The sequence below is a fragment of the Fodinisporobacter ferrooxydans genome (assembly GCF_022818495.1).
GTDB classification, from domain to species: Bacteria; Bacillota; Bacilli; order Tumebacillales; family MYW30-H2; genus Fodinisporobacter; species Fodinisporobacter ferrooxydans.
This window is the reverse complement of record NZ_CP089291.1, coordinates 3,881,737-3,908,029: the sequence shown is the minus strand read 5'-3', so window position 1 is coordinate 3,908,029 and position 26,293 is coordinate 3,881,737. Positions and strand designations below refer to the sequence as shown.

At 43.9% G+C, this 26,293-nt stretch carries 29 protein-coding genes, 1 pseudogene and 1 other annotated feature; of the genes and pseudogenes, 24 read left to right on the top strand and 6 right to left on the bottom strand.

Annotation, left to right across the window (positions count from 1 at the left end; all coding sequences use genetic code 11):
- Positions 1–19 precede the first annotated feature (19 nt).
- From LSG31_RS18740 to LSG31_RS18700, 9 genes are all read left to right on the top strand, one after another.
- Entirely contained in the window at positions 20–742 is a 723-nt protein-coding gene (locus LSG31_RS18740; RefSeq protein ID WP_347436564.1) for a pseudouridine synthase, read from the top strand.
- Positions 743–910: 168 nt separating this feature from the next.
- Positions 911–1,459, top strand: coding sequence for a YhcN/YlaJ family sporulation lipoprotein (locus tag LSG31_RS18735; RefSeq protein WP_347436563.1), 549 nt, complete (start codon positions 911–913; stop codon positions 1,457–1,459).
- Positions 1,460–1,885: 426 nt separating this feature from the next.
- Positions 1,886–3,382 (top strand): cytochrome c biogenesis ResB family protein, encoded by a 1,497-nt coding sequence (locus LSG31_RS18730; protein WP_347436562.1) that lies wholly within the window; start codon positions 1,886–1,888, stop codon positions 3,380–3,382.
- Positions 3,366–4,562 (top strand): c-type cytochrome biogenesis protein CcsB, encoded by a 1,197-nt coding sequence (gene ccsB, locus LSG31_RS18725; protein ID WP_347436561.1) that lies wholly within the window; start codon positions 3,366–3,368, stop codon positions 4,560–4,562. Before LSG31_RS18730 ends, ccsB begins: the two co-directional genes overlap by 17 nt.
- Before the next feature lie 255 nt (positions 4,563–4,817).
- Complete coding sequence (locus LSG31_RS18720; protein WP_347436560.1) at positions 4,818–5,534, top strand: response regulator transcription factor; 717 nt, start codon at positions 4,818–4,820, stop codon at positions 5,532–5,534.
- The gene (locus tag LSG31_RS18715) at positions 5,531–7,303 is read left to right on the top strand and encodes an ATP-binding protein (RefSeq protein WP_347436559.1); all 1,773 of its coding nucleotides are present in this window, start codon (positions 5,531–5,533) and stop codon (positions 7,301–7,303) included. Before LSG31_RS18720 ends, LSG31_RS18715 begins: the two co-directional genes overlap by 4 nt.
- 322 nt (positions 7,304–7,625) lie before the next feature.
- Entirely contained in the window at positions 7,626–8,039 is a 414-nt protein-coding gene (locus LSG31_RS18710) for a CoA-binding protein (protein WP_347436558.1), read from the top strand.
- Between the two features lie 288 nt (positions 8,040–8,327).
- The gene (gene thiS, locus LSG31_RS18705; RefSeq protein ID WP_347436557.1) at positions 8,328–8,528 is read left to right on the top strand and encodes a sulfur carrier protein ThiS; all 201 of its coding nucleotides are present in this window, start codon (positions 8,328–8,330) and stop codon (positions 8,526–8,528) included.
- 144 nt (positions 8,529–8,672) lie between these two features.
- Entirely contained in the window at positions 8,673–9,446 is a 774-nt protein-coding gene (locus tag LSG31_RS18700) for a thiazole synthase (protein WP_347436556.1), read from the top strand.
- 86 nt (positions 9,447–9,532) lie between these two features.
- Here the strand turns inward: LSG31_RS18700 and LSG31_RS18695 are convergent, their stop codons facing one another.
- Positions 9,533–9,940, bottom strand: a complete 408-nt coding sequence (locus LSG31_RS18695; RefSeq protein WP_347436555.1) for a helix-turn-helix domain-containing protein — start codon at positions 9,938–9,940, stop codon at positions 9,533–9,535.
- 270 nt (positions 9,941–10,210) lie between these two features.
- The gene (gene serA / locus LSG31_RS18690) at positions 10,211–11,794 is read right to left on the bottom strand and encodes a phosphoglycerate dehydrogenase (RefSeq protein WP_347436554.1); all 1,584 of its coding nucleotides are present in this window, start codon (positions 11,792–11,794) and stop codon (positions 10,211–10,213) included.
- 88 nt (positions 11,795–11,882) lie between these two features.
- Positions 11,883–12,125: a binding site (T-box leader), on the bottom strand.
- Positions 12,126–12,337: 212 nt separating this feature from the next.
- Here serA and LSG31_RS18685 point away from each other — a divergent pair.
- Entirely contained in the window at positions 12,338–13,006 is a 669-nt protein-coding gene (locus LSG31_RS18685) for an SIR2 family NAD-dependent protein deacylase (RefSeq protein ID WP_347436553.1), read from the top strand.
- A 154-nt stretch (positions 13,007–13,160) separates the two neighbouring features.
- On the opposite strand, the gene LSG31_RS18680 is transcribed toward LSG31_RS18685, so the two are convergent.
- On the bottom strand, positions 13,161–13,325 hold the full coding sequence (locus LSG31_RS18680; protein ID WP_347436552.1) for a hypothetical protein: 165 nt from the start codon (positions 13,323–13,325) through the stop codon (positions 13,161–13,163).
- 493 nt (positions 13,326–13,818) lie between these two features.
- A complete protein-coding gene (locus tag LSG31_RS18675; RefSeq protein ID WP_347436551.1) occupies positions 13,819–15,117 on the bottom strand; it encodes an IS110 family RNA-guided transposase in 1,299 nt (432 codons plus the stop codon).
- 359 nt (positions 15,118–15,476) lie between these two features.
- Between LSG31_RS18675 and LSG31_RS18670 the strand changes: the two genes are divergently transcribed.
- Positions 15,477–16,922, top strand: coding sequence for a leucyl aminopeptidase family protein (locus LSG31_RS18670; RefSeq protein ID WP_347436550.1), 1,446 nt, complete (start codon positions 15,477–15,479; stop codon positions 16,920–16,922).
- Between the two features lie 189 nt (positions 16,923–17,111).
- Here LSG31_RS18670 and LSG31_RS18665 read toward each other — a convergent pair.
- Positions 17,112–17,348 (bottom strand): annotated as a pseudogene (locus LSG31_RS18665) (site-specific integrase); the annotation flags it as partial.
- A gap of 358 nt (positions 17,349–17,706) precedes the next feature.
- Here LSG31_RS18665 and LSG31_RS18660 point away from each other — a divergent pair.
- The 13 genes from LSG31_RS18660 to LSG31_RS18605 all read left to right on the top strand — a co-directional run bounded on the left by LSG31_RS18660 (position 17,707) and on the right by LSG31_RS18605 (position 25,323).
- A complete protein-coding gene (locus LSG31_RS18660; protein WP_347436548.1) occupies positions 17,707–18,069 on the top strand; it encodes a Mov34/MPN/PAD-1 family protein in 363 nt (120 codons plus the stop codon).
- 155 nt (positions 18,070–18,224) lie between these two features.
- A complete protein-coding gene (locus LSG31_RS18655) occupies positions 18,225–18,962 on the top strand; it encodes a Fic family protein (RefSeq protein WP_347436547.1) in 738 nt (245 codons plus the stop codon).
- A gap of 92 nt (positions 18,963–19,054) precedes the next feature.
- The gene (locus LSG31_RS18650; RefSeq protein ID WP_347436546.1) at positions 19,055–19,267 is read left to right on the top strand and encodes a hypothetical protein; all 213 of its coding nucleotides are present in this window, start codon (positions 19,055–19,057) and stop codon (positions 19,265–19,267) included.
- Positions 19,268–19,428: 161 nt separating this feature from the next.
- Positions 19,429–19,683, top strand: a complete 255-nt coding sequence (locus tag LSG31_RS18645) for a GtrA family protein (protein WP_347436545.1) — start codon at positions 19,429–19,431, stop codon at positions 19,681–19,683.
- 80 nt (positions 19,684–19,763) lie between these two features.
- Positions 19,764–20,006, top strand: coding sequence for a hypothetical protein (locus tag LSG31_RS18640; RefSeq protein ID WP_347436544.1), 243 nt, complete (start codon positions 19,764–19,766; stop codon positions 20,004–20,006).
- The gene (locus LSG31_RS18635; RefSeq protein WP_347436543.1) at positions 19,990–20,256 is read left to right on the top strand and encodes a type II toxin-antitoxin system RelE family toxin; all 267 of its coding nucleotides are present in this window, start codon (positions 19,990–19,992) and stop codon (positions 20,254–20,256) included. The genes LSG31_RS18640 and LSG31_RS18635 overlap by 17 nt, the downstream gene beginning before the upstream one ends.
- Before the next feature lie 129 nt (positions 20,257–20,385).
- Entirely contained in the window at positions 20,386–20,613 is a 228-nt protein-coding gene (locus LSG31_RS18630; protein WP_347439561.1) for a PTS glucose transporter subunit IIA, read from the top strand.
- A gap of 17 nt (positions 20,614–20,630) precedes the next feature.
- On the top strand, positions 20,631–21,101 hold the full coding sequence (locus tag LSG31_RS18625; RefSeq protein WP_347436542.1) for an amidohydrolase family protein: 471 nt from the start codon (positions 20,631–20,633) through the stop codon (positions 21,099–21,101).
- Positions 21,059–21,397 (top strand): DUF5372 family protein, encoded by a 339-nt coding sequence (locus LSG31_RS23415; protein ID WP_430734209.1) that lies wholly within the window; start codon positions 21,059–21,061, stop codon positions 21,395–21,397. Before LSG31_RS18625 ends, LSG31_RS23415 begins: the two co-directional genes overlap by 43 nt.
- 1 nt (position 21,398) lies before the next feature.
- Entirely contained in the window at positions 21,399–21,770 is a 372-nt protein-coding gene (locus tag LSG31_RS18620; protein WP_347436541.1) for a DUF6788 family protein, read from the top strand.
- Positions 21,771–21,913: 143 nt separating this feature from the next.
- Positions 21,914–23,977, top strand: a complete 2,064-nt coding sequence (locus LSG31_RS18615; protein WP_347436540.1) for a recombinase family protein — start codon at positions 21,914–21,916, stop codon at positions 23,975–23,977.
- A gap of 96 nt (positions 23,978–24,073) precedes the next feature.
- On the top strand, positions 24,074–24,760 hold the full coding sequence (locus LSG31_RS18610; RefSeq protein WP_347436539.1) for an N-acetylglucosamine-6-phosphate deacetylase: 687 nt from the start codon (positions 24,074–24,076) through the stop codon (positions 24,758–24,760).
- A gap of 41 nt (positions 24,761–24,801) precedes the next feature.
- The gene (locus tag LSG31_RS18605; protein ID WP_347436538.1) at positions 24,802–25,323 is read left to right on the top strand and encodes a PRD domain-containing protein; all 522 of its coding nucleotides are present in this window, start codon (positions 24,802–24,804) and stop codon (positions 25,321–25,323) included.
- An 11-nt stretch (positions 25,324–25,334) separates the two neighbouring features.
- Here the strand turns inward: LSG31_RS18605 and LSG31_RS18600 are convergent, their stop codons facing one another.
- Entirely contained in the window at positions 25,335–26,006 is a 672-nt protein-coding gene (locus tag LSG31_RS18600) for a tetratricopeptide repeat protein (protein ID WP_347436537.1), read from the bottom strand.
- Positions 26,007–26,293 lie beyond the last annotated feature (287 nt).

The window sequence follows — 26,293 nt, the reverse complement described above, 5'->3', positions numbered from 1 at the left end:
ATAGTATGGTGATTGTATTTTGACACAGGAACGTCTGCAAAAAGTAATGGCGCAAGCGGGGATTGCTTCCCGCAGAAAATGTGAAGAGATGATTTTACAAGGAAATGTTCGTGTAAATGGTCAAATTGTCCGGGAATTGGGAACAAAAGTGAATATTGCCACGGATCAAATCCTGGTACAGGGACAACCGTTGCAGAAGCAAGGCTATGCATGCGTTTTGCTGAATAAGCCTACAGGCTATATTACAACCGCAATGGATACACATAACCGGCCAACCGTTATGGATTTGGTAAAAAGTGTTCCTGTGCGAATCTATCCGGTAGGGCGTCTTGACCTTGATACATCCGGATTATTGCTGCTGACAAATGACGGAGAACTGACCAATCGCTTGATCCATCCGCGCTATCACGTGGAAAAAACCTATCGTGTCAAAGCAAAAGGGCTGATTCCGGAAAGCGGTTTAGAGCGCTTGGAAAGCGGGGTTCCCTTGGATGACGGCATAACTGCGCCTGCCCGCTTGGAACATGTTCAATACGGAAAAAACTGGACAGTCCTGCATTTGACGATCCACGAGGGACGGAATCGGCAAGTGCGGCGCATGCTGGAAACCATCGGTCATCCGGTGCTGGAGTTGGAACGGATTCAAATGGGACCATTGACACTTGCGGGAGTTGCCCGTGGACAATTTCGGCATTTGACAAAACAGGAACTGCAATCGTTATACGAACTCGTTTCTCTTTGAAGAGATTCGTATCGTATCGAAGCTGCCGGTTGTCGCTGTTTTTCGGATCTTTTTGTGTTTGCGTGACTGTTCATGATTTTTCTTTCATAAAAATCATGTATGTTTTCCCTCGTTTTTGGAACCTTACTAGTAAGAATGTAAGGTTTCATAAATGAAGGGGGATTCTTCATGCAGAAAACCAAAACTTGGGCAATCGTTTTGACAGTTCTTGCATTTGGCACATCGTTTGTCGCTGGATGCGGTGCGACACAACAGGCTCCGGAACGAACTCCAACCGGTGCATATACTGCGCCGGCAGCGCCGGTTCCGAATCCAGGTATGAGAAATGGCACTGTAAATCCTGCGCCCGACACGAGAACACCTGCTACAGGAACCAATCAACAGGATTTGCACACTGCAAAGAAAATTGCAGATGCTTTGGGGAAAATGCCAGGGATTGGCGGAGCGACGGTGCTGGTTGGATATAAAACGGCTTATGTTGCGGTAAATGCGAAAGGACAACCATCTTCTGCCATGACAACACAATTGAAGTCAAGCATTACAGCAAAAGTAAAACAAATGGATCCCACGATTCAAACGGTGCTGATTACGGAAGATCCTGACGTATTTCAACATTTTCAGGCATATGCCAAGGATATAAATGCAGGTCGCCCGATTTCGGGATTTTGGAATCAATTTCAGGATATCGTGCATCGTATTTGGCCGACACAGCGATAAAGGAAAAGGACCAACGGCTATTGTTGCAGAATCGATTCAACAAATGAATACACATAAAAAAACACGATGAATCTAAGCACGATGAATGTAAACACAATGAATACACAAAAAGATGAGGATATTTCGCCTCATCTTTTTTGTTTTTCTCGAAAAGAATTGATGCAAAAATCATGTCCAATCCGATTGTCAGAAAAAGTTCAACAACATATGGAAGTTCCGGATACAGTACCCTTTATAATGAAAGTACGGAAACTGATACAAGACAGAAATCGGTTCAAAACAGAAACCGATCCAAAACACAAACTATTATTAAAAAGAAACCGATTCATATTGGATAGATTGGATAGAGTTTGAGAATACGAATTTGCCGGATACGCAGTTGTTTATTGGCTATTTATTGGCAGATTCAATAAGGAGTTAGCGCCAGTGAAAGAGGTAAAGGTCAGTCAGCATTCATCGCAACAAATCCATCGAGGTCGAAAACGAAACCAAAAGACGCTGTTAGATGGGATTTGGGGTTTTTTTGTATCTGTTCGCGTGGCAATCGTCATAATCGTGATCATTGCCGTCTCGTCCGTGATCGGTACGGTCATTCCTCAGGAGAACGCCATACCTTCCAGCGATCCTGCCAATTACTATGCGGCCAAATACGGAACGATCGGCAAAATTGTGTATCAGTTCGGATTTACCAATATGTATACATCCTGGTGGTTTTTGACTTTGCTTTTGCTTTTGGCGACATCGCTAGTGATATGCAGTTGGGAACGGATTGTTCCACTATACAAATCGTTGCAGCATCAAGTCGTGCAAAAATCGGTCCTGTGGTTGCAGCAACGAAAGATATATGTACAAATTTCCGAGCAACTGCCATTTTCCGATGCCTGTGAAGGGGTTCCCGAAAGCGCCGGTACAAATTCCGCTTTTACCAAGCTTATGAAGACTTTGTCCCAAAAACGTTACAAACTAAAAACGGATGGAGATTCCTTTTTGGCGGAAAAAGGCCGTTTTTCCCGTTTCGGTCCTTATATTCTGCACGTGGGTTTGCTCATCGTTATTGCCGGAGCCTTCTCGCGAGTGATTCCCGGGTGGTACTTTGACACAATGCTGGCGATTCCGGAAGGTCAGACCGTTCAGGTTCCACATACCAATTTTTCCATTCGCAACGACAAATTCACGATTCACTATTATACAGACGGACGACCAAGCTTGTATGAAACAAAGGTATCCATCGTGCGCAATCAAAAAATTGTTAAAACTGCAAATATTCAAGTCAATCATGCGCTGGAATTTGACCATCTTCAGTTCTTGCAATCGAGTTTTGAAGACCCATACTTTGAAACCGCGACAATCACATTTTCAAAACCCGGAAGCAAACAAATATTGGGATCGTTTCCCGTAGATTTTGCACATCCCAAATTTGCCTACCATTCCGGTGCCTATACGATTCATGTTGTCAATTATTATCCGGAATTTAAAATGGAGAACAATCAGCCGACAACGGAATCCAATGTTCCGCGAAAGCCTACGTTTTTATTTCAAGTGGAAGGACCAGGGATTGCAAAACCCAGTCCGCAAGCGTTTTTTGCGTTCTTTCCCATCTTGTCACACTTGGAAAAAGGAACACCGGTTGAGTTTATGATTCGGGATATTGTAAAAAATCAGCCGACGATTTTGCGGGTTCACAAAGATCTGGGTGTTCCAATTGTATATTTTGGATGTGTTATCATCGTGCTTGGATTGATCCTTTCCTTTTATTTTCAACATCGTCTGATTTGGGGCCGGCGGGAAGAAGGGGTACTCCATATTGGGGCACAGACAAACAAAAACTGGCTAGGGTTAAGCAGAGAACTGGAAACGGTCATTTCCGGTCAATTGGGATTGCCGATGGGGGAAGGGGGGAGTATTGTTGTTAAGCGTAAGTAATTGGTTATATGTCGTATCGTTTTTCGGATATATGTTTTCTACCATTTTGTATATCATTGGCGTAACAGGGAAAAAGATCCGCTTCAAACATCCTTTGTCCAAAGGCAATATTTGGACGCATTGGGGATATCGTTCGGCAATCGTTGGTGTTGTCGCTCATTTACTTGCCATACTCCTGCGCGGGCTGGTGGAGCAACATATTCCTGTCTCCAATATGTTTGAATATATGAGCTTTTGGGCCTTTTGCATCATGCTGGCGTTTGTCACGATTAACGCTTTTTATAAATTTACGGTTTTAGGTGCATTCGCAAGTCCTATTGGCGTTGTGATTCTCGGTTACGCGTCCGTTTTCCCGACACGTGAAATGCCGCTGATACCGGCCTTACAAAGCTATTGGCTCAATATTCATGTATCGACTGCCGCATTAGGGGAAGGAATTTTAACGATCGGATTTGCGGCCGCATTTATGTATCTGCTGAACGTAACAAACATGCATGAAAAAAATTCCTCGACAAAGTTTTTGGAGTTTACATTGTTTCTGTTTCTTACGTTATTTTCCTTTGTCTTGGTAAGTTTACTATTTAAATTTCTTCACTATTCGGTGGAAGATCAGGGATCGGGATTGGCATACGACCTCCCGCCGCTGATCGGCTCTTCCAAGAGCGGCAGTATCACACATTGGATCGGCCTCCCGTTGCCACTCGTGAAGATTCCATCGTCCTTGCAAGCTGTCAATCAGGTATTAAAGTTAAATACCGTTCTTTGGTCATTATTTGGCGGGAGTGTATTGTATATTGGGTTGCGCATGCTGCTCCGTCATCCATTGGTAGAAGTCGTCGGCAAATGGGTGAAAGAATTAGACGCTTCCATATTGGATGAATTAAGCTATCGTGCGATTGCAATCGGGTACCCTGTGTTTACACTCGGCGCGCTGGTATTTGCCATGTTATGGGCGCAAGAAGCCTGGGGATCCTATTGGTCATGGGATCCTAAAGAAACTTGGGCATTGATTACTTGGTTATACTATACAGCGTACTTGCATTTGCGATTGACGAAAGGATGGGAGGGGAAAAAATCTGCATGGATGGCAGTGGCCGGATTTGTAGTCATATTGTTTCTCTTGGTCGGCGTCAATTTTATGATTGTAGGTCTTCACTCCTATGCCGGAGCTTCCATGTAGTTGATATTGTTCAGTCAGTACGATTCCTATACGCACGTATGCAGCACAGTACGCGAAAAGTGGAAAAAACCTAAATGAAAGTATGTGTTTTAGTTTTTTTACGTTTTTCAATCATTTACAAAAGGACTTTTATTACGCGTACAGAATAAGTGACGTGTTGAAATATGTCGCATTTTGATACACAATAGGATTTGCATAATTCTGAATCCTATAGAAAAGAAATCTTTTGTTTTTGTATAGAAGGGATGATCCGACATGCCAGAATTGCAACCGAAAGTACTAGTTGTCGACGACGAAGAAAGAATCCGCAGATTGGTAAAAATGTATTTGGAGCGCAATTCTTTTTTCGTGGAAGAAGCGGAAAATGGAGAAGAGGCCCTTGAAAAAGCGTTAAATCATGATTATAGCGTAATTATTTTAGATCTGATGCTGCCAGGTATGGATGGTCGGAATGTTTGTGCGGAATTGCGTCAACATAAAGATACTCCGGTCATTATGTTAACTGCTTCAGGTGATGAAGTGAATCGGATCCATGGTTTTGAGCTTGGGGCCGATGATTATGTGGTCAAACCTTTTAGTCCGCGTGAGCTTGTCATGCGTGTAAAAGCACTTTTAAAGCGCAGCCAAGCAGGGACAGCCATCAACGCAACGACTAATATTTCCCAAATCATGACGTTTCCGCATTTAACGATACATTTGGAATCCCGTAAGGTCAATGTTCAAGAAGAAGAAGTCAGTCTAACACCCAAAGAGTATGAATTGCTTTGCTATCTCGCTTCCCGACCGGAAAAAGTGTTCAGTCGAGAAGAATTGTTGCGGGATGTCTGGAATTATCAATTCTATGGAGATCAACGGACAGTGGACACACATATCAAGCGCCTTCGTGAAAAATTGGGACACGTGTCGGAAGATGTGGCAGCAATGATCGTTACCGTTTGGGGAGTCGGATATAAATTTGAGGTGCCAGAGTGATTCGGAATAGTATTGTTGCAAAACTTTGGCTGACCATTATCGGTCTGGTCATTGTCGTACTTGTAATTCTATCTTTTTATTTGCAGCAACTGTTTGACAGTTACATTTTTAATTCACAGAAAACGTTGATTGAGGATCGGGGCGTTGAGATTGCCACTGTGTTATCAGAAGTGCCGCAAAGCAATTTGGGCGTTTCTTTGGCACATCAACTCGCGTATCAATCCCACAGTACCGTTTCTTATATTACGGGTAGGCTTGGAAAAGATGTAAAGACAAAGGAAATTTTAAGTGCTCTTACAGCCACTGAACGCCAAGATGTTCTGACAGGCCGACCGGTTGCCCGTAGAACGCCTGCTTCCATACTCGATACGACGGGTCAACTGTCAAAAGAGCAGCAAACTGACAGTTGGTGGGTATATGCACCCATTATGAAACAACATTCGCTGCAAGGGTTTCTGGTTTTAAATCAATCGGTCGATGTGACAGAAGGTCCGCGCAAATACATCAGCGATCTGATTTTATTTGCAGTAGGTCTGGGTGTCGTATTAACTACAGGACTTGCGTTTGTCGTGTCCAAAAATTTGTCCAGGCCTTTGCTGAAAATGAATGAAGTGGCGGAACGCATGGCAGTCGGGGACTTTCAGGGAGAAGTCAATGTCACGACTCGTGATGAAGTCGGACGATTAGGCATGACATTCAACTATTTGGCCAATCGTTTAAAATCGACAATCGAGGATGTCTCCAAAGAGAAAGAGCAGCTTTCAGGCATCATTACAAGTATGGAAGATGCTGTGATTTCCGCCGATTTGAACGGTTGGATTACGCTTGCCAATCCGAGCGCAAAAAAATGGCTGCGGACATTTTTTCTGTCTGAACAAGGCAAATTGGATAATAACCAATTGCCCAAAGAGTTGTTTGAACTGGAACAACGAGTTCTGGTGAGCCATGAAGTACAAGAGTATGAAATGACATGGCAAGGTCGAACCATTATTGTTACGATGACACCTCTATACGAACACACGGCAAAAACTTTGCGAGGTGCTGTGGCAGTATTGCGAGATGTGACAGAGGAGCGTACACTGGATCGATTGCGGAAAGATTTCGTGGCAAACGTGTCACATGAATTACGGACGCCCTTAGCCATGTTGCAAGGCTACAGTGAAGCTTTATTGGATGGGTTCGATGACGACCCTGAACAACGGCGGGAACTTACATCGATTATTTTGGACGAAACGCTTCGCATGCGCCGTTTGGTCAATGACCTGTTGGATCTGGCCCAACTCCAGTCCGGTCAATTTTTTGCAGATGACGATCCTGTAGATGTCGATCAATTGGTGAAGCGTGTTGCTAGAAAGTACTCGGCATTAGCTGCCGAGCGCAATATTCAGTTGGTAACTGAAGTAGCCGAGAGTGAAACTTATATCGTAAAAGGCAGTGAAGACAGGCTTGAACAGGTTGTAATCAATTTGGTAGACAATGCGATTCGCCATACTCAGGAAGATGGATCTGTCAGACTTCGTTTGCATAGAACCGGGGATTTTTGCAAAATGCAAATCGCAGATACAGGGACTGGCATACCTGCTGCTGATCTTCCGTTTATTTGGGAGAGGTTTTACAAGGTTGATAAAGCGCGGACGCGAAGCAAGGGCGGTACCGGTCTGGGTTTGTCAATCGTAAAGAATATCGTCGAGTCACATCACGGGGAAGTACTTGTGGAGAGTGAAGAAGGCATCGGCACTGTCTTTACTGTTATTCTGCCAATTGCATAGATAGCTGGTGTTTTTTGGTTTGTATTGCAGCCATGATTACGCTCTTTTTTGGATATACTGTAGAATACCAAATGCTATCGTATATCGGAAAGGGCGTATTGAATTTTATGGCTTGGGTATACTTTACAAAGTTGTATAACAGTCGTTTTCAGGCAAATTGCCTGGTAACCCGTCTGACGGACAACTACTTGCATGAAGTTATGTCTCCCGCGTTTATCGGTATTTTCCAAACCAAATCGGGAAAATATGGCGTTAAGTGTTTTTGGGAGCCATCCAAAAACTCAGTATATACATTTGAGTCATAAAGAAAGGATGAGCAATCTTGAATGACCAACAAATTTCGGACATATTAAAACAGAGCAAAACGATTGCTGTCGTTGGATTATCTGTTGATCCTGCAAAAGCAAGTCACGAAGTGGCATCCTATCTTCAGTCACAGGGGTATGAAATTGTCCCTGTGAACCCGAATGCCGGCAATATTCTTGGAAGAGCTGCACATCCGGATTTAAGAAACCTTGACGGGCCGGTAGATATTGTCGATATTTTTCGGCGCAGCGAGCATGTTTTGGAAGTGGTTCAACAAGCTGTCAGCATCCGACCAAAGCTTATCTGGCTGCAGTCTGGAATCGTCAATGATGAGGCCAAACGACTGGCTGAACAGGCTGGCATTCCGTTTGTAATGGATCGCTGTTTAAAAGTAGAGCACAGAAGATTGTTAGGCGCTGTGAAAATATAAGGGAAATATAGTGGGAAGAGATTGCAGCACCAGAAATTTTGGAATTTGTCGACTCGGTGAGGCTGAGATTTTAAATTCCATGTATAAACACGGCAGATTTGGAAAACACTAATACTACCCTATTTTCTCTTCTCCTCTTTAGCCTCTTTTGCCTTGAAACTTGGCGAAAGGGGCCTTTTTTTACTTGTCAGAACTATTCAGAAGTGCTATAGTTGCGGTGAAATTATATGTTTCATGCCGGACGAGGAGGTCCGGCATGAATGTTGCTGGAGAGGAGGGAAGCGGGGCATGAAACTGATTGTGAACGGTATGGAAAAAGAGTTTCAGAATGTGAAAACAATTGCGGATCTTGTCCATGAATATAGATTAAATGAGAGAATCATAATCATAGAACATAATTTAGAGATTGTTCCGAGAGACCAATATACCGAAGTCCCAGTAGCTGATGGAGATCGAATTGAAATCGTGCACTTCGTCGGCGGCGGTTGATCGGTACACAGCAAAACGGCTGACGACATCCGGCGCTTGGCAATATCGGCCTCAAGTTCAACAAGCAATACCAACTTTCAAGTTAAACTAGCAAATTCGACTAGCCATCTCGATTTAGATTTTGAAACTGAAGGGAGAACCACAATGACGGATTCATTGATAATTGCAGGCAAACAGTTTCAATCCCGATTGTTCTTGGGCACTGGGAAATTTTCTGATCTGGAAATTCAAACAAAAGCGGTTGACGAGTCAGAATCGGAAGTTTTGACATTTGCGATTCGACGACTGAATTTAGAAAACCCGGACGCGCCCAATTTTTTGGAGCAATTGGATCTTAAACGGTTTACATTGCTTCCGAATACTGCAGGTGCAAAGACTGTGGATGAGGCGGTCCGGATTGCAAAGCTGGCGAAAGCATCTGGGCTCTGCGATATGATCAAGGTTGAGATTATCGGTGATGATCGGACGCTGCTGCCGGACCCGATTGCTACATTGGAAGCTACAAAACGCTTGGTGGATGAAGGATTTATCGTGTTGCCTTATACAAACGATGATCCGATTCTCGCAAAAAAATTGGAAGAAGCGGGCGCTGCGGCAATCATGCCAGGTGCATCGCCAATTGGATCGGGATTGGGCATTTTAAATTCCCATTACATACAATTTATCATTGAAGATGCAAAAGTTCCTGTTATTATCGATGCTGGCATCGGCTCACCGGCAGATGCTGCGTTTGCAATGGAACTAGGTGCTGCAGGCGTGTTGTTGAATACTGCAGTGTCTGGAGCAAAAGATCCGGTAAGGATGGCACGTGCGATGAAACTCGCAATTCAGGCGGGGAGGGACGGATTCTTGGCTGGTAGGATCGCGAGAAAACGTTACGCAAGTGCAAGCAGTCCACTTGAAGGCATGATTTCCTAAGGATGGCATATACGCCTTCCTTTTTTGTTTTCATGTTTTTGTTTTCATGTGGCTGCAAATACTGAAAAATTCCGTTTTGGATTGATTTAATTGGTATGAGAAGTATGCAAAGCGTCAACCAATGCATAAACGATTGGAATGGCAGATTCTCCGATTTCCGAGATTCGTTGAGCGAGCGCAAGATAGGGCGTATTTGATTCGTTCAGCAAGAGTCTTTGAATAGAAGGTGAAAATGTATGTATGTGCGGCAATGAACCGGTCGGATAAAATACCATGTTGTTTTCTACATCGCAAAAATATTGAATGGGAACATCCAACGCTTGCGACAACCTAGCCGCGTATTGTAAAGAAGGGTTTCTTTTTCCCCGCTCGATCGAGGAAATGTGCGGTGTAGAAATACCGCATCGCTTTGATAGCTCTTTTTGTGTCCAATTATTCTTGATGCGTAAAATTTTTAATTTGTAACCAAGATTTTTTCCGGGATTTTTTTGCATGTTCAATCCTCCTTAAAATTCGTACTACTATTTATATGATAAAAACTTCCTGTTAATTTGTAAATATAGTTTCTTAATTTTAATAATTAAAATTTTTATATATATTTCCTCAATTAAATATAGTTGTTACTCGTTTGTAGAAAGTCAGAAAAACTTTCAAGAAAAAATATATAAAAATGTGTGTATCCCCGATTGAATGCGCAAAGCGCCTGCACCACATTGCTGTGATACAGGCGCTTTGTATATTCAATATTGATTATTGGCTCACGATTATAGGTTCACTTCGGATACCGAGTGGATTCCGCGGATATTTCGCAGCAAATGTAAAAGCTCCACGGAGATTGGCTTATCAATTCCCAATACCATGACGGCTAAGCCGCCTTCCTCTTTTCTGCCAACTTGCATCGACCCGATATTGATATCGCTCGTGCCAAGAATGGTACCGACTTGGCCGATAATTCCAGGAGTATCCGTATGTTCCGTAATTAACATGGTGCCAGTTGGATTGGCATCGATCGTAAAACCATCCAAAGACACAATTTTCGGACCAAGGCCGTTAAATAACGTACCGGCTACCGAGTACACCTGTTCATCCGTTGTGACTTCTACATGAATTAAATTGGTGAATACTTTATGTTTGCCCGATTTTATTTCGCTTGTTTGAATCTTTTGTTCTTCCGCAAACAAAGGTGCATTAATATAGTTGACTTCTTCTCCGTAATGATACGAAAGAATCCCTTTTAATAGCGTACGTGTAATGGGACTGACACTGATTTTTGACAAATCCCCAGCGTACGAACATTTGATGCTTTGAACACGGCCGCGAATTCGTTGCGCAAGTAAAAGTCCCAGTTTTTCACCCAATTCCAGATATGGCTGCACGCTTTTCAAAACTTCTTGTGGCAAGGATGGCAGGTTGACGGCATTTTTGAATGGTTGTTCCGTCAATACGTTTACCAATTCTTCCGCAACGTCAATTGCCACATTGATTTGCGCTTCTTCTGTCGAAGCACCTAAATGAGGCGTTACCACCACTTGCTCAAGTCCTACGAGCGGTGAATCTGTCGGAGGTTCTTGTTCATATACATCAAGAGCTGCATTTGCGACAATACCGTTTTGAATTGCTTCAAAGAGGGCGGCTTCATCAATGATTCCTCCTCGTGCACAGTTAATGATGCGAACACCGCGCTTCATTTTGGCGAATTGAGGAGTAGAAATCATATGCTTTGTATCTTTTGTCAAAGGAGTATGCACAGTAATAAAATCTGCCGCTTCTACGATTTCATTGACAGAAGCTGCTTGCACACCGACTTCTTCCGCCTTTTCCGGCGTCATGAACGGGTCATATGCCATTACTTTCATTCCGAATGCTTGAGCGCGTTTGGCTACTTCGGTACCGATCCTGCCGAAGCCGATAATGCCAAGGACTTTATTGCGGAGTTCGACACCCACAAAAGATTTGCGATCCCATGTACCGTTTTTCAGCTTTTGATGTGCTTGCGGAATTTTCCGGGCACTCGCCATAATCATGGCAAATGTAAGTTCTGCTGTAGAAATGGTATTTCCATCCGGCGCGTTCATGACGATGATGCCGGCTTTTGTTGCGGCAGGTACATCAATATTATCTACACCGACTCCGGCTCTTCCGATCACGCGCAATTTTTTGCCGGCTTGTATAATGCTTGCGGTTACTTTTGTTTGGCTGCGAACCAATAATGCGTCATATTGATCAATAATGGCGATAATTTCCGCTTCCGGCAATCCGGTTTGGATATCCACCTGGATATCGGGATGCTCATACAATTTTTGCAAGCCTAATTCTGAAATTGGATCTGCTACCAGTACTTTAAACATGTCCTTCCACTCCTCCTAATACCTCTTATCTTTTACAAAAAACAATTAAAAACCTCCCGCCCTCGTTTACAAATTGTGGATTTGTAAACAAAGGGGCGAGAGGACTCATCGCGGTGCCACCCTTTTTCGCTGTATATACTGCATGTACAGCCTTTCGGGAAATGATAACGGGAATCCCCGGATCAAATTACTTACATGACAAAACAGGATTTGCCATGTGTTCCAATGACCACTCGGAAATGCTCCTTCTGTAACGGTTCTGCTGGCTTGCACCTGCCGCCAGCTCTCTGAAAGAACGAATGTAACAAAAGGTTTTCCTCATCGTTTTTAAACATTTACGTTTTATTGTGAACTATCTTAACATCCTTGTAGAAGCCAGTCAACGGTTTTTCTCCAATTCACTCATACATTTTTATACTTTTAGTACGTGTTCAAATAGTGGCTTTAGCAACTAAGGTTTGTCGAAAAGTTTGGCGAAGACAAGTTTTCTTTAAAAGATGAAGGAGTGGGGATACTATGGGAAGCAGAAGGGGATTGGCAATAATGAATCAAATGGTACTGGAGTATTATGCTTGCAAAATTGCGCAGGCCAAGAATTGTGTTGTCATAACTGGAGCAGGATTCAGCAAGCCATGCGGCATTCCAACCATTCATACGGAAGTTGCAGGCCGGCCGCTGCATGAGTGGTTTCAACACAAGATGATGGTGAATACACCTAGCTGGTACTATCGTGTCTATCGGTTGATGCTCAGAGAGTGGCTGCGTGTATCACCCAATGATGCATATCTACAACTTGCCAAGGCAGGATTTCCCGTCATTACACAGAATATCGACGGATTGCACAAGAAGGCAGGTACTCAAAATTTAATCGAGTTGCATGGCAACCTAAGGGAACTTATTTGTGATTTCTGTAAATCTGTTTACAGTAGTGAATTGGCGTTACAATCGGATCGTATTCCATACTGTCCGTCTTGCCAAGAGCAGATATTACGACCAAACGTCGTGTTAGAGGGAGAACCTGTGCACCATTTTTCTCTCGCAGTCGATTGGGTAGGGCAAGCGGATGTTTTGCTGGTCATAGGTACACATTTGCGGATGGAACCATGCAGCCAACTTGTCAAGATTGTGGAAGAGAATCGAGGGACAGTTTTTTATATCAATACGCAAGCGGAGACGCTTATACCAAGGCTTTTACGTTGGCCTGTCCGCTAATGCGAAGAGTCGGCAGGCAAGCGACAGTTGAGACTGCTCTTGGCAGGAAAAAAGACCCTGCATCCACGGCGGAGTCTTTTCAAGAAGATGTTCAAAAAGTAGTCAAAACTCCTTGTGTCTTGCTTAACCACTTTTTGAACACATTTTAAGGGGATTACCAGCGAGATTTTGGCCCGGAAGTCATGAGACCAATCGTTGCAAACGCAACGGCTAAGCCTGTGAAAATAACGGCAAGACCGGAAGGGTTTGCTGCTAAAAATAGACTGATAACAGCAAAAACAATACAAGTAAACGCGATGCCCAGATAGTAACGAAACACGACCTATGACCTCCCACTATAAAGTAATGTTTTCTCCTGTTTTCTCGCTCATTCTTAGTTTTACAACTTTGACACCTAGAGAGTGTTGGTGAAAGATTGCATAGAACCCATATTTTTCTGTAAAGGCCGGTGGCAGGAATAAGCTTGAAATCATTGTTTTCCAAACTGTGGATAAAATGGTATGATCGCACAGTGGATCTCCACGTTCTCCCTCGGGGTTTACCCTCCCATGTCACGCTGGGTCTATGCCCTTACATTCCTTCGTTCTACCTCTCAAGGGGTGGAGGCCGATTCTTGCTCCTCGACTGGGTCGTTGCCCTTATGGATAAAATCCTTCGGCTTCTCCGGTGCTTCCGTTGTCAAAGTTGTGCACATCTGAATAATCGAGTTTTCAGTTTGTTGATAATGTTGAATTTGTGAAATATCCAGTTGTGGATATTTCATTTATTAAAAACCAGATACTAAGCTGTTGATACGTGTTCTATTTTTTATTTTATGCTGCACTTTGTTGTAGCTGGGCTTGTCGGACTGGCCCCAGTACATCGTTTGCGTTATACTCTTTCTGCTTTGTCCCCAATGTATAAAGTACGCGAACCAGTTTTCCACATAAGGCGATGATCGACTGCTTCTTTTTTAACGGATTCTGACTACGTGTCGTGTAATACTTGTGCAGCTCTTTAAATTCTTCGTTTTTGGCCACCATCGGTAGCATGGCGCGAAACAAGATGCCTCTTAATCGAGAACGACCCCGCTTGCTGATCCCCGTTTTCCCCTTCCGTTTTCCAGAACTATTCTCAGTCAAATTCAGTCCAGCCAAGCGGATGATTTGCTGTCCGTGATCATAGTTGTTGAGATCGCCAACCTCCGCTAGGAAACCGGCGACGGTCAGAACACCAACCCCTGGGATGCTCAGCATCTGCCGAGTTCCGGGGATCTTCTCAAGAATCTGCAAGACTTGCGCCATAATGGTTTCTTCCTGCTTGCCATACAGATCGTACTGCTGCAGCAAGATAGTCAGCTCGATTCGAGCCGCTGCCAGTCCCTCGGTAAGCCCGATGGAAGCCGTTGCGGTCGCATAGAGCTGCTCCGCTCTCTTAATGCCCACCCCACGCTTGATTTCCGTCTTCCAATGTGAGAGAACGCCTCTGGCGCCTACGGAGACAATCTCCTCTGGAGTTGGAAACTGACGCATGGTCATGAGGGACGCTTTCCCTTCCCAGTCCTTAAATACCTGTGGATACTCTGGAAAGTAGCGGTCAAACCAGTTTGTGATCCGTGTTTTCACTTGAATCAAGCTCACCATGACCTTCTCGCGAAGATTCATCAGAATGCGTAATTCTGCGTATTCCTTGGTCGGTAAGTTAGGTTCTGAGTACTTTCCATTCCGAATGAGGTCGGCAATGACTTTTGCATCCTTGTAGTCGCTTTTGGTCTGTGAGTTGTCCTCGAGCTCCTTGCTCTTGTTCACATGATGCGGATTGACAACAACAACCTGAATGCCTTGCTCCTTCAAAAACGCCGCTAACGGGAACCAGTAGTGTCCAGTCGGTTCAATGCCGAATATAATGTCTGTTTTCTCATGAATTCGGCCAAGCTCCTTCATCCACGCTGCCAGCTTCGTCAGCCCTTCCTGGTCGTTGTGAAACACACAGTCCTTCCCAAGCTCAATTCCACGGAAATCCACAGCTCGAGCTACGTGTATCTTCTTTGCGATGTCAGCTCCAACCACCAATGTGTTCTCGGTAATTCTTGTAATCCGTTGATTCTGTTTCTGCTTCGTCTTATACTTCATGTGAGCGCCTCTTTTCGTATGTAGGTATTGTTCTGCGTCGAACGTTTCCTAGTATACAAGAGGTGCTTTTTTCGTTCAAAGCTTAAATTACTTCATTACAGGAATTGCTCCTCCTACATTAAAATCATGATAGCACTCAAAATTGCCAAGAAGCAATGAATTTTACAAAAGGTTTGACTATTGTTCACAATCTCGCATCGACAGCTTTCAGCGTACGTTTCACTTTAGTGTCCATCCTTTTTGCAGGAGATGTATGCATATGCAAATTTATAGTTTCGATGAGAATTTTGGCAAAAATGGTATACTTACTTATGAGAATGCAAACTGAGCATGATGTTTCATGGAAAGGGGAATATCTGATGAATTTTATCGTCGATAGAAACAACGGTTTGAAAGCACAAACAGTCGTTTATCCAGTCTTTAAAGATCAAATGGATTTCGAAGCGATTCATGGATTGACGATCCATTCCCATATGGGCGAGTCGGGCAAATGTACATGGTTCTTTGGTCGGAATCAGGAAGAAAATATCCTGCTGGTGGGACTGGGAGAACAAAAAAAATTCCAGATGGATCGCTTGCGTGCTGCGTTTGGAACGGCTGGCAGGGCTCTGAACCAGGAAAAACAAAAGCAAGTGCGGGTTTCCTATGAATGCTTGCAGAAACTAGCGGATGCTTCCTGTACACAGGTAGACCTCGTAATGGCAACGGTAGAGGGCTGGCTGTTGGGAACGTACGCATTTGATGCCTACAAATCCAAAAAAGCAGAACGTCATGTCGAATTGGTGCAAATCGAACTGGAAACTTCCGATGCTTTAGAGCAAGCCATTCAACTTGGGAAAATTCGCGCGGAAGGAGTCATCTTCGCTCGCGAGCTAGGCAATGAGCCGGCGAATCGGTTGCGCCCGGAAACATTTGTGAAGCGTATTCGACAACAGTTTTCCAATACGTCCGTGTCCATTACCGTATACCAGGGAGAAGAGCTTGAAAAACGGCAGATGAACGGTTTGCTATCTGTCGGCAAAGGAAGCAAGTATCCGCCTGCTTTTGTTGAATTGCGTTATTGCACAGATCCTTCAAAACCTTTGGTTGCACTTGTGGGCAAAGGCATGACATATGATGCAGGCGGAATCAGTCTGAAAAGCGGCCGGGACTTAAGCGACATGCGGATGGATATGTGCGGCGCGGCTGCGGTAGTCGGTGCATTGGACATTATCGTAAAAAGCCAAATGGCTGTCAATTTGCTTGTCCTTGTAGCGACTGCCGAAAATATTCCGGATGGCGGCGCGATGCTGCCAGGGGATGTCATTCAGTATCCCAACGGCGTTACTGTACAAGTGGGAAATACGGATGCGGAAGGTCGGCTGATTTTGGCGGACGCGCTCATTCACGCCAAAAATCTTGGTGCAGTCGAATGTGTGGACATTGCGACACTTACCGGTGCATGCATTGCTGCACTTGGCGAACGCATGGCAGGTGTCTGGGGCGATGATGCGCTTGTGGATGATTTGCGCCACGTGGGTCAATTTGCCGGGGATCGTGTTTGGCCGATGCCGTTGGAAGACGAGTATGAAGATTTATTGAAAAGTCACTACGCGGATATCAGCAACATCGGCAAAGGACCTTATGCAGGCGCCATCACGGCTGCTTTATTTTTAAGAAAATTCGTGGATCCTTCGATGAAATGGGCACACGTAGATATGGCGGGTCCAATGGAAGCAACAGAGACAAAGGGTTACCTTGTTGCCGGTGCCACCGGATATGGTGCACGCTTATTGGCTGATTTTGTCGCAGTTCGTTCAAAATAACTTTTTAGGCCAATTTTATGACAATTATCAAAATCCTGGCGAAAAATGTGTGGTTTACCAAGAAAGCCAACGATTTCACAGTGTACTTTTTTCAATTCTCATTTATAATGCATATAGAAAGATAATTTCTTCTTGCCCCCTAATCAGGTTGGTTTACCGCAGGGGGCATTTTTCTTTTTAGCCGTGATTATATTTCGGGATCCATTCTCGTTCTACAAAGTGAAGGAACGTCATTTTCTCTGGCGCAATATATATATATTCACCTGCTTCAACTTCCACAATAAACTTTGCAAGTTCCTTTTCAGCTTCTTTTTTCCCTGATACATGAATCGTCTTTGTCCGCTTGATCCGCTTGCCGTTTGCGTCATAGCCAGTTTCGACGATCAAACGATATGATCCTTTGCTTCGTTTTTCGATACTTGCCATTGATTTTTCCTCCTATTCGTAGTTATCAAATGCAAAAAATATCTTTACAAACTCAGGTTTTATCACTTGCTCTAACATACCAATAATCGTGTACTGGTTTCTATGAATCTGTAATGTTTCATAGCTTTCACCCGGTAATTTTAAGAGGGGTTCAGTATCCCACATACCTTCCAGAACACGTACAATGCAATCATCGCCGAAGCGCACAAAGACAATTTATTCTTCATCGTTTGGCCAATCTTGTCTCCGAAATATTAGGTAATCGCCAGGGTGAATATTTAAGCTTTCAAGTCCATCATCTCCTATCTTGACGGCGAAACGTTGAAAAAAAGCCGGTTTATCTGTTAGAACATAAAATGTGTTCTGTGAGACACCTGACATCGAACGTTCTGCGAATATTGTTTGGGATGTATACGATGGATATTTTGTCGTCTTTCCTGAACAAATGGGAACGTCCGTTACGGCCTGCTTCGTGGGGTATATGGAGAATGAAATCGATTTCATCGTCCTACAACTGCACTCACATGGTCGTTTACAAGCGTTCTTTAGTTCGACAGACGATGCAGACGAGATTCGTACTGGCTTTTACGGTGTCATCGGAGAATGTCACGAATTGTACCCACAAGCGACTTTTCGCTTTTCCTGTGGAGGCAAATTCGTAAAAATTAATCCTTATGAGTTGTTTGAAGGTGAGATGGAAAGCGTGGTGTTTCTCGTATGAAGCCGATCCGCGTGATTGATCCGCAACGGACTAAATTAGTGATTGTTGGATGTCGAACAAGGAGAAATTGGTTAGTTAGTGCTACAAGAGCACTCAAAAAAGGATATAATAAAATTGTTAAATAAACGGTATTGCCGGAAAAGTTGGTGAAAACTGTGTTTGATAAAGTGAACCAGTTAAAAGAGAAGCTGGATTCAAAGCGCCCCCTTCCAACGGGAATGGTGAAAAATCTCAGAGAAGTGATTCGTATAGAATGGACGTACAATTCAAATGCAATTGAAGGCAATACTCTTAGCCTGTTAGAAACCAAAATGGTTGTAGAAGAAGGACTTACAATTGGTGGAAAACGGTTAAAAGAACATTTTGAAGCAATCAACCATGCGGAAGCCATTGATTTTGTAGAAGAACTGGTTGGTAAACAAGAGCCACTTACGGAACGCATACTCAAGCAAATTCATTACTTAGTATTAAAAAATATAGATAATGAAAATGCAGGAAAGTATCGCGGTTACAATGTCGGAATTAGTGGAAGCATACACAATCCGGTTAACCATGTGAAGGTTCCAGAAGAAATGGAACAATTGTTTGCATGGTATAGAGAAAATGAGACTATCCTTCATCCGGTGGAATTGGCTTCAATGTTTCACTTTAAATTGGTGTTTATTCACCCGTTTATCGATGGAAATGGGAGGACGGCTCGTTTAGGAATGAATCTAATATTGATGCAACATGGGTATCCTCCCGCTATTATCAAAGCAAAACCAGAACAGCGTATAAAATACTACGAATGCTTGGAAAAGGCAAGTGTAGATATGGAATTGACACCCTTTATTCGATTGGTTACAGATTGTGTAGAAGAAAGTCTCCAACACTATCTAAATGCAATAGGATAACAACAAACTAAACAAGGGTGAAAAATATATCGAAGAAAGTAGACGAAATTCTGGACTCTATTCATCAACTGAGTGTAGAAGAACAGAATGAATTGATTCGTCGATTGTTGAATAATGAAGAGGAGCACGATTACTATGCGTTGCTCGATCAAATGTTAATCGAAGATTGGGATAACGAAAAAGATGCCATCTACGATACAAATATATTTGAAAATAAAAGAAAACTGTCAGAGTTAACGGAAAAAGAAATGCGCCAATCGATGGACTTTATACGGCGCAGTCGTAAATACTTAGATCAAGAATAGGGTAGCGCTATAAGCACATTCAAAACGTACACATGAGCGGTAAAAACCGTTTATTTGTGTACGTTTTTTATTTCAAAATCAAAGGAGGGAATGCCCTTCCTGTTCAAACAACGGACAGGAGGGGGCACTGACGTTCTCGTTTTTACTGTACTTGTTAAACAGTGTGGTTGGCTGCGGCAAGTTTGTACACGATAGGCGTGGCAAACGGCTACTACTGGAACAGCCGGATAGTATTTGTACAACGTGGACGAATGTGGCGGTTTGGGTGGGTGAGTGTCTGCTGCTTGCTCGTAAACGTGGGAATTGTTCGCTATGCGCCTGTTGTGGTTGGCTCAGTTTTTGTGGCGAGGATTGTCGCAACGGGTGTTTCGGCGGTTGTGGGGTATGTGTTGAACAGGCGGTGGACGTTTGGGTAGTGTAGCAATTTTGTTGATTATCGGCGATTAATCCTTGATAATATAATTAAAAGATTCTCACGAACCGAAGGGTGGTATAAATGTCTGTACGAAAATATGACGTTTACCAATTGTTTGATCGGTTAAACGAAAACGATCAGAAAACGGTTTATGATTTTATGCAATATCTTGCTCATCGTTCAAATGAAGTACCGGAAGCATGGAGAAAGATTGAAGAAAGTGAACCGGATGATGAACCATTGACAGAAGAAGAAAAGCAGCAATTGAGTAGTGAGGACGAATATGTAGATTGGGAGCAAGCGAAACGTGAACTCGGGCTATAAACTCATTCTTAGACGTGCTGCTATTAAGTTCCTTTCCAAACAAGGCAAAACCACCAAACAACAGATTGGATCGGCAATGGAAGGACTTTTGAAGATCCCGCCAGAAGGAGACATCAAGGTGATGGAGGGCGAACCAGGCCTGTTTCGTTTGCGTGTTGGTAAGAATCGCGTATTGTTTCGTATCGATCACACAGAAAAGATTGTGTACGTTGAACTCATTGGTCCCCGTGGGGACGTATACAAAGGATAGCACCTGAACACTAGCAAAGCCTGTCTCTGTCACCAATGTATTTTGGCGGTAGGCTTTTTGGTTATATGTGTTGCATTGGTTTAAGATAAATACAACAAATTTTATATTTTGTAAAGTTTACAAAGTAGCATTGTCGGGCATGTAACCTTAAATGGGCATACGCGCGGAGAAGGTTTTACGGCGCATGTTAAGGTGGGGGATACCGTCAAAGTTGGGGATCCTTTGATTACATTTGAGAAAGATACAATTGCGGCACAGAAGTCGTTGATATCGCCAGTGTTGATTACGAATACGGATCGGGTTTCCGCGATGAAACCAGGGGATTCCAGGATATTATACACAGTGGTTTTGAAGTAAAGGCAGGTGTGGTTTCAATGAAATCGGTGGTCTCAGGTACGATTCATCATGAGAGGCAGCAAATTTTAATCGAGGACGGGATCATTCAAAAGATCGGCCAACTATCCGCAACGGATATCGAAGGGGCAACGTTGATCGAGACGAATGGGGAACTCTATCCCGGGTTCCTTGATATTCATATTCACGGCGGCGGTGGGGCCGATACGATGGATGCATCGGACGAGGCATTTCAAACGATCGCCAAAACGCATGCACAACATGGAACCACCGGGTTGTTTTTAACCACGATTACGGAAAGCATTGATCGTATGAATCAAGTGATGCAATCCTTGGCACCGAATCATGTTTCGGAAGGTGCGCAGATTCTTGGCTTTCATTTGGAAGGGCCGTTTATCAGCATGAAACGTCCAGGGGCACATCCGGTATCGCATATACGGCACGGTCAGTGCAAATTACACAATCATTCAGTCAGTCTTTGGGATTTCTAACAATTACCCACCCTTTCCACCCCCTTCACGATCAATCGTTTCAAATTTTAAAAGTGAAAGAAGTAAATGGAACCCGCATGTACTCCATTCATACCGATTCGGGTATTGTTTGTATCCCTGAATCCTGGACCGATCGTCACTTGCCTTCGATTCAGGCTATTTCCCGTGCTCCTAACTCCCCACTTTACCTAGGGACTCTAAAAGAATTAATTGATTTCATTAAGAGAAAGGATGATCTCCAAACTCGTAAGAATATTATGATTGACAACTTGTCCCATATGGAGGTATTTTCTTAATATGAATACTACTGATAAGAAATCAAGACCCTATCGTCAAGAATCGACTGAACAACTATTAACTCGTAGTCAACAAATAGTAGAGTCCTTATTTGATCCTAGCCAGATCCTTCGCGGTTCTCTTATCACACGCAACATCAAATGTGGTAAATCGGCCTGTCGCTGTTCCACCGGTGAAGGCCATCCTAGTTTCTACCTATCTACTATCCATCAGGGACGCACCCGACTCGATTATGTCCCGGCTTCCTGGGAGCCATGGGTACGTGAAAGATTAGACAATTATCATATCTTGCAGGAACTTATCGTAGAACTGACAGAAATCAACCTAGAGCTTTTACGCCGTCGTGAAAAAAGCGAGTTCCTGCAGAAATAATTCTGGAGGGGATTGTATGTCTAGTTCTGCTTTAGCTGCTTTAGTGGGTAACGACAGCAACAAGGTAGAAGAATTCGTTTCTGTGTTCGCGAATATGCTGAGCTCATTCATAGCGGCATGGCATGGGGAGGAGGAAATAGCAAATGAATCAGACGATATCGTCCATGAAAGTACATCCACAACACCTGGATCGGAAAGCACTGATCTACATTCGCCAGTCGACCTTAGCTCAAGTCCGATTTCACAGGGAGAGCACGGAGCGACAGTATGCCCTTCAGGAGAAGGCTCTGAGTCTGGGGTGGACACAGGATCAAATTCAACTGATCGACGAGGATTTAGGTTTATCCGGTGGGCAAGGTTCCAAAAGGCAAGGATTTCAACGACTTGTAGCCCAGGTCTCACTCGGGGAAGTAGGTGCGATTTTTGGTCTCGAAGTTTCTCGCCTGGCTCGTTCTTCCGCAGACTTATTGCGCCTACTCGAACTGTGCAGTATATTCGACACCATCGTAGTGGATGAAGACGGCATCTATGACTTGAGTGATTTCAATGATCGTCTCATTTTGGGTTTTAAGGGTACGATGAGTGAAGCAGAGTTACACTTTTTGCGCTCACGTCTCATTGGTGGGAAGAAGAATAAAGCCCATAAAGGAGAGCTGCGCTTTCCCTTACCCGTAGGCTATTGTCACGATGTGGACGGCAACACCGTGATTGACCCGGATGAGGAGGTACAGAATGCCGTGCGTCATATCTTTACTGCCTTTCGGGCAACAGGCAGTGCGTATGGTGTGGTTCAGTTTTTTTCGCAAAACCATCTTCGTTTTCCGAAAAGAGCATACGGTGGTGTTTGGGCAGGAAAGCTTATCTGGGGTACGTTAACCCACGGTCGTGTATTGGGGATACTCTATAACCCTGCTTATACGGGCGCTTATGTGTTTGGTCGCTACAAGGATCGAAAACAATTGGATGAGCAGGGCTTGTTTGTTCATCGCATCGTTCGTTTACCCAAAGACCAATGGGAGGTGCTTATTCACGACCATCATCCTGGGTATATTTCATGGTCAGAGTACGAAGAAAATCTCAAACAACTGCAGCAAAATCGAACAAACGCAGAAGTGAGTGGTCCAGCGAGGGAAGGGATTGCCCTACTTCAGGGAATCATCGTGTGCGGAAAGTGCGGTCGCCGCATGTCTGTTCGTTATACAGGAAATGGCGGGATCGCTCCACGGTATGAATGTAAAGCAAGATGGGAAAATGGCGATCGTGCCACTTGTTCTTCCCTTCGCTCTGAACCGGTAGATCAAGCCATTGCCGCCAGAGTTCTAGAGGCTGTACAACCTGCTCAACTTGAACTCGCCTTACGCTCATTCGACAAGGTTCTAAGCGAAGAAGATAAAGTGGAAACAAGTTGGAAACTTTCCTTGGAAAGAGCCCAGTATGAGGTGGATCGTGCACAACGCCAGTACGACCTTGCTGAACCGGAAAACCGATTAGTGACACGTGCCCTGGAAGCGAGGTGGAATGAAAAAATGGCGACACTCAACCAAATTCGTGAAGAATACGAGCATTACTGCTCAAGTCGTGCATGGCGACCGACAGAGCAAGATAAGCAAGATATTCTATCTTTAGCGGAAAACTTGCCACGTATTTGGCGTGCGACAACAACCGAGATAAAGGACCGTAAAAGAATCCTACGTCTATTAATCGAGGATGTCACTGTTTTTTGTGAGCCTGGTCAAGCGGATATTCGTTTAGGGATCCGCTGGCGCAATCAATGCCATGAGGTTGTTCACACGACCAAGCCCTTGCCGCATCACTTGGCGCGCAAGCATTCGATGGAGACGATTGATCGTATTCGAGAATTAGCCCGCGATATGACAGACACTCAAATTGCAGCACATTTCAACCAATCCGGATACCGAACTCCTGAAGGTAAGCCATTTACCACTGACTCTATTCAGTGGCTACGATATCGCTACCGCATTCCTGGGCCTTCAAAACAAAGCAATGAATGGACCGTAAAAGAAGTAGCTCTTCACTTTGGTGTAAGCACTCATGTGGTCTATTATTGGCTGAATAAAGGTTTATTAAAGGCAACCAAAATAGCACCGGGATGGCCATGGAAAATTAAACTTGATGAACACACTAAGAGGACTCTGTCGGATTGGATTTCTCATTCAGGCCATATTTCAAAACGTTCAAAAACATAAGATTTACATACCCTAATTCTTTTTTCACTACAAATCCAAAACATATTTGAGGAGTGTGCAGTATGAATAAACCGTCGGGAACCCGATGCGCAGCTATTGGGAAACTGGATCCGGCTTTCCCGCAACCAAGTCAAAATTATCACATTGGCTCCGGAATTAAACGGAGCGGAACCGTTTATTCGATTTGCCAGAAAACAAGGGATTATGGTATCGATGGGCCACAGTACCGCAACCTATCAGCAAGCGCAGCTGGGGAAAGAATGGGGAGCACAAAGCATTACGCATTTGTTTAATGCCATGAATGGACTTCACCATCGGGAACCGGGTTTGTTGGGATTTGGTCTGTCGGATAACGAAATTTTTGTGGAATTGATTGCCGATTATCTGCATGTGCATCAAGCGGTAGTGAAAGTGATGATCCAATCGTGTGGGATTGAAAGGCTTCTCTTAATCACCGATGCCATGCGGGCAGCCTGCATGTGTGACGGCAGCTACGAATTGGGCGGGCAAACGGTTCATGTGCAAAGCGGGAGAGCTGCCCTTGCGGATGGAACGATTGCCGGCAGTACGCTTACGATGGATCAGGCGGTACGAAACTTAGTTTTAACAGGGAATTTGCCAAAACATGCGATCGCACAAGTTACCTCACGCAATCAAGCGCAGTTGCTCGGATTAAATAAAGGGGTCATTGCGCAAGGGTATGACGGTGACATGATCGCACTCAACGAGAACTTGGAAGTTACCCATACAATTGTCGGCGGACGGCTCGTATACAGCAAGTAAGCGAATCCTGTACGCAAACTATTTCAAGACGGAGGATTTGGATGGATATTCGTATATTTCAGACAACAAGGGAAGCATCTGTCTATAGTGCGGCTATTTTAGAACAAACGATTAAAAATCATAGAAATCCCGTACTTGGGCTCGCAACCGGATCGACTCCGATTCCACTTGTTGATACGATCCATGCCGCTTTGATTGACCACGTAAATTTTGCGATAGAACGTCATAAAAAGGGAATCAACTTAAGCAATCCGTTTACCTATGAAATCAAGCATCTATATCCGGATGATTACAACATTTCTGAACAGGCGGTTCAATACATTAACGATAAGCTGGGGGTAGATCTTCCGGAAGAGGAAGTAGCATTTTTAGCAACACATTTTCATTCTGCCCGTACGTTTACCAAAAGCTCAGATACACTGGGCGTCGCTCGACTGGTATCAACGATTGCCAAGGCGAGGAGCATTGCGGATGATTTGTCTGAACGGTTGGGGACGACCGTTCCCGATGAAGAGGTGGGATTCCTGACACTCCATTTGGAACGGTTATCTTTTGAAAAGTGAAGATGAGAGCCTCAGAGCATCAATTTCAGACGTGCAGCCAGTACCCAACGGCGTTCGCTCCGTTTTCGGAAGTTTGGCAATGTCCGATATATCTCTAAACATTTCTTCCATTCCTGTTTTGCTTTATCCCGATTTCCAAGTTGCAGGTGAAGCAGACCTTTGCGATAATAACATTCGCATGAAGAAAAGTTGTCTGCTTCAAATTGCTCAAACCAATGCATTGCCTTAGCGGGGAATACGTTTGCAAATGCGGTTGCAAGTTTTAAATACGGCTCTCCATAATGTAGTCTGCTATTCAATGCCAATGCTCGTAAAATCAATGTTTCCCCAACTTCCATATCCCCTAAGCTTAAATGACACAGGCCAGTATGATATAATACATCCTCCGAATCTTGCATGGATGCAGGCATAGCCTGTAGCAACTCAAGTGCCCTCTTCGGTTGTCTTGCTTCAATATATGCTTGTGCCAGTTCATATTTGGCACTCATATCATGAGGGTTGATGTCTAACTGCTTCTGTAAGCGAGACATTCGAACTCGTTTGCGAAATGGATTTAGAACGCTGGGCAAGAGTCCTATATAGCGACGGTCAACCACATAGTAAATCATGAGGAGCACAATGATTGCCAGTATTGGATTGCCTGTGATCCTCCAAATGATATAAAATAAAAAAAATTTGCCCATAGAGAATCTCCTTAGAAAAAAGATTTCAGGAAAGTGGTAGATGGATTATATCACTCGTATGCTTATATTTTATGCCATATATATCGAAAACGCACAAGTTAAAGGTGATTCTTGTGGGGTGCGGATTCTATCATATGTAATTGCTGTTCATTTCACTTAAAAAATTAATATAGAGACCTTCTTGTCCGTGCCCTCGAATGCTTGAAAACGGACAAGGAGTTTCGCTGCAAGCGGCAGAGGATATCATGCTGCTTAACCAGAATCAACTTGCCGAGAATGGTATCGCG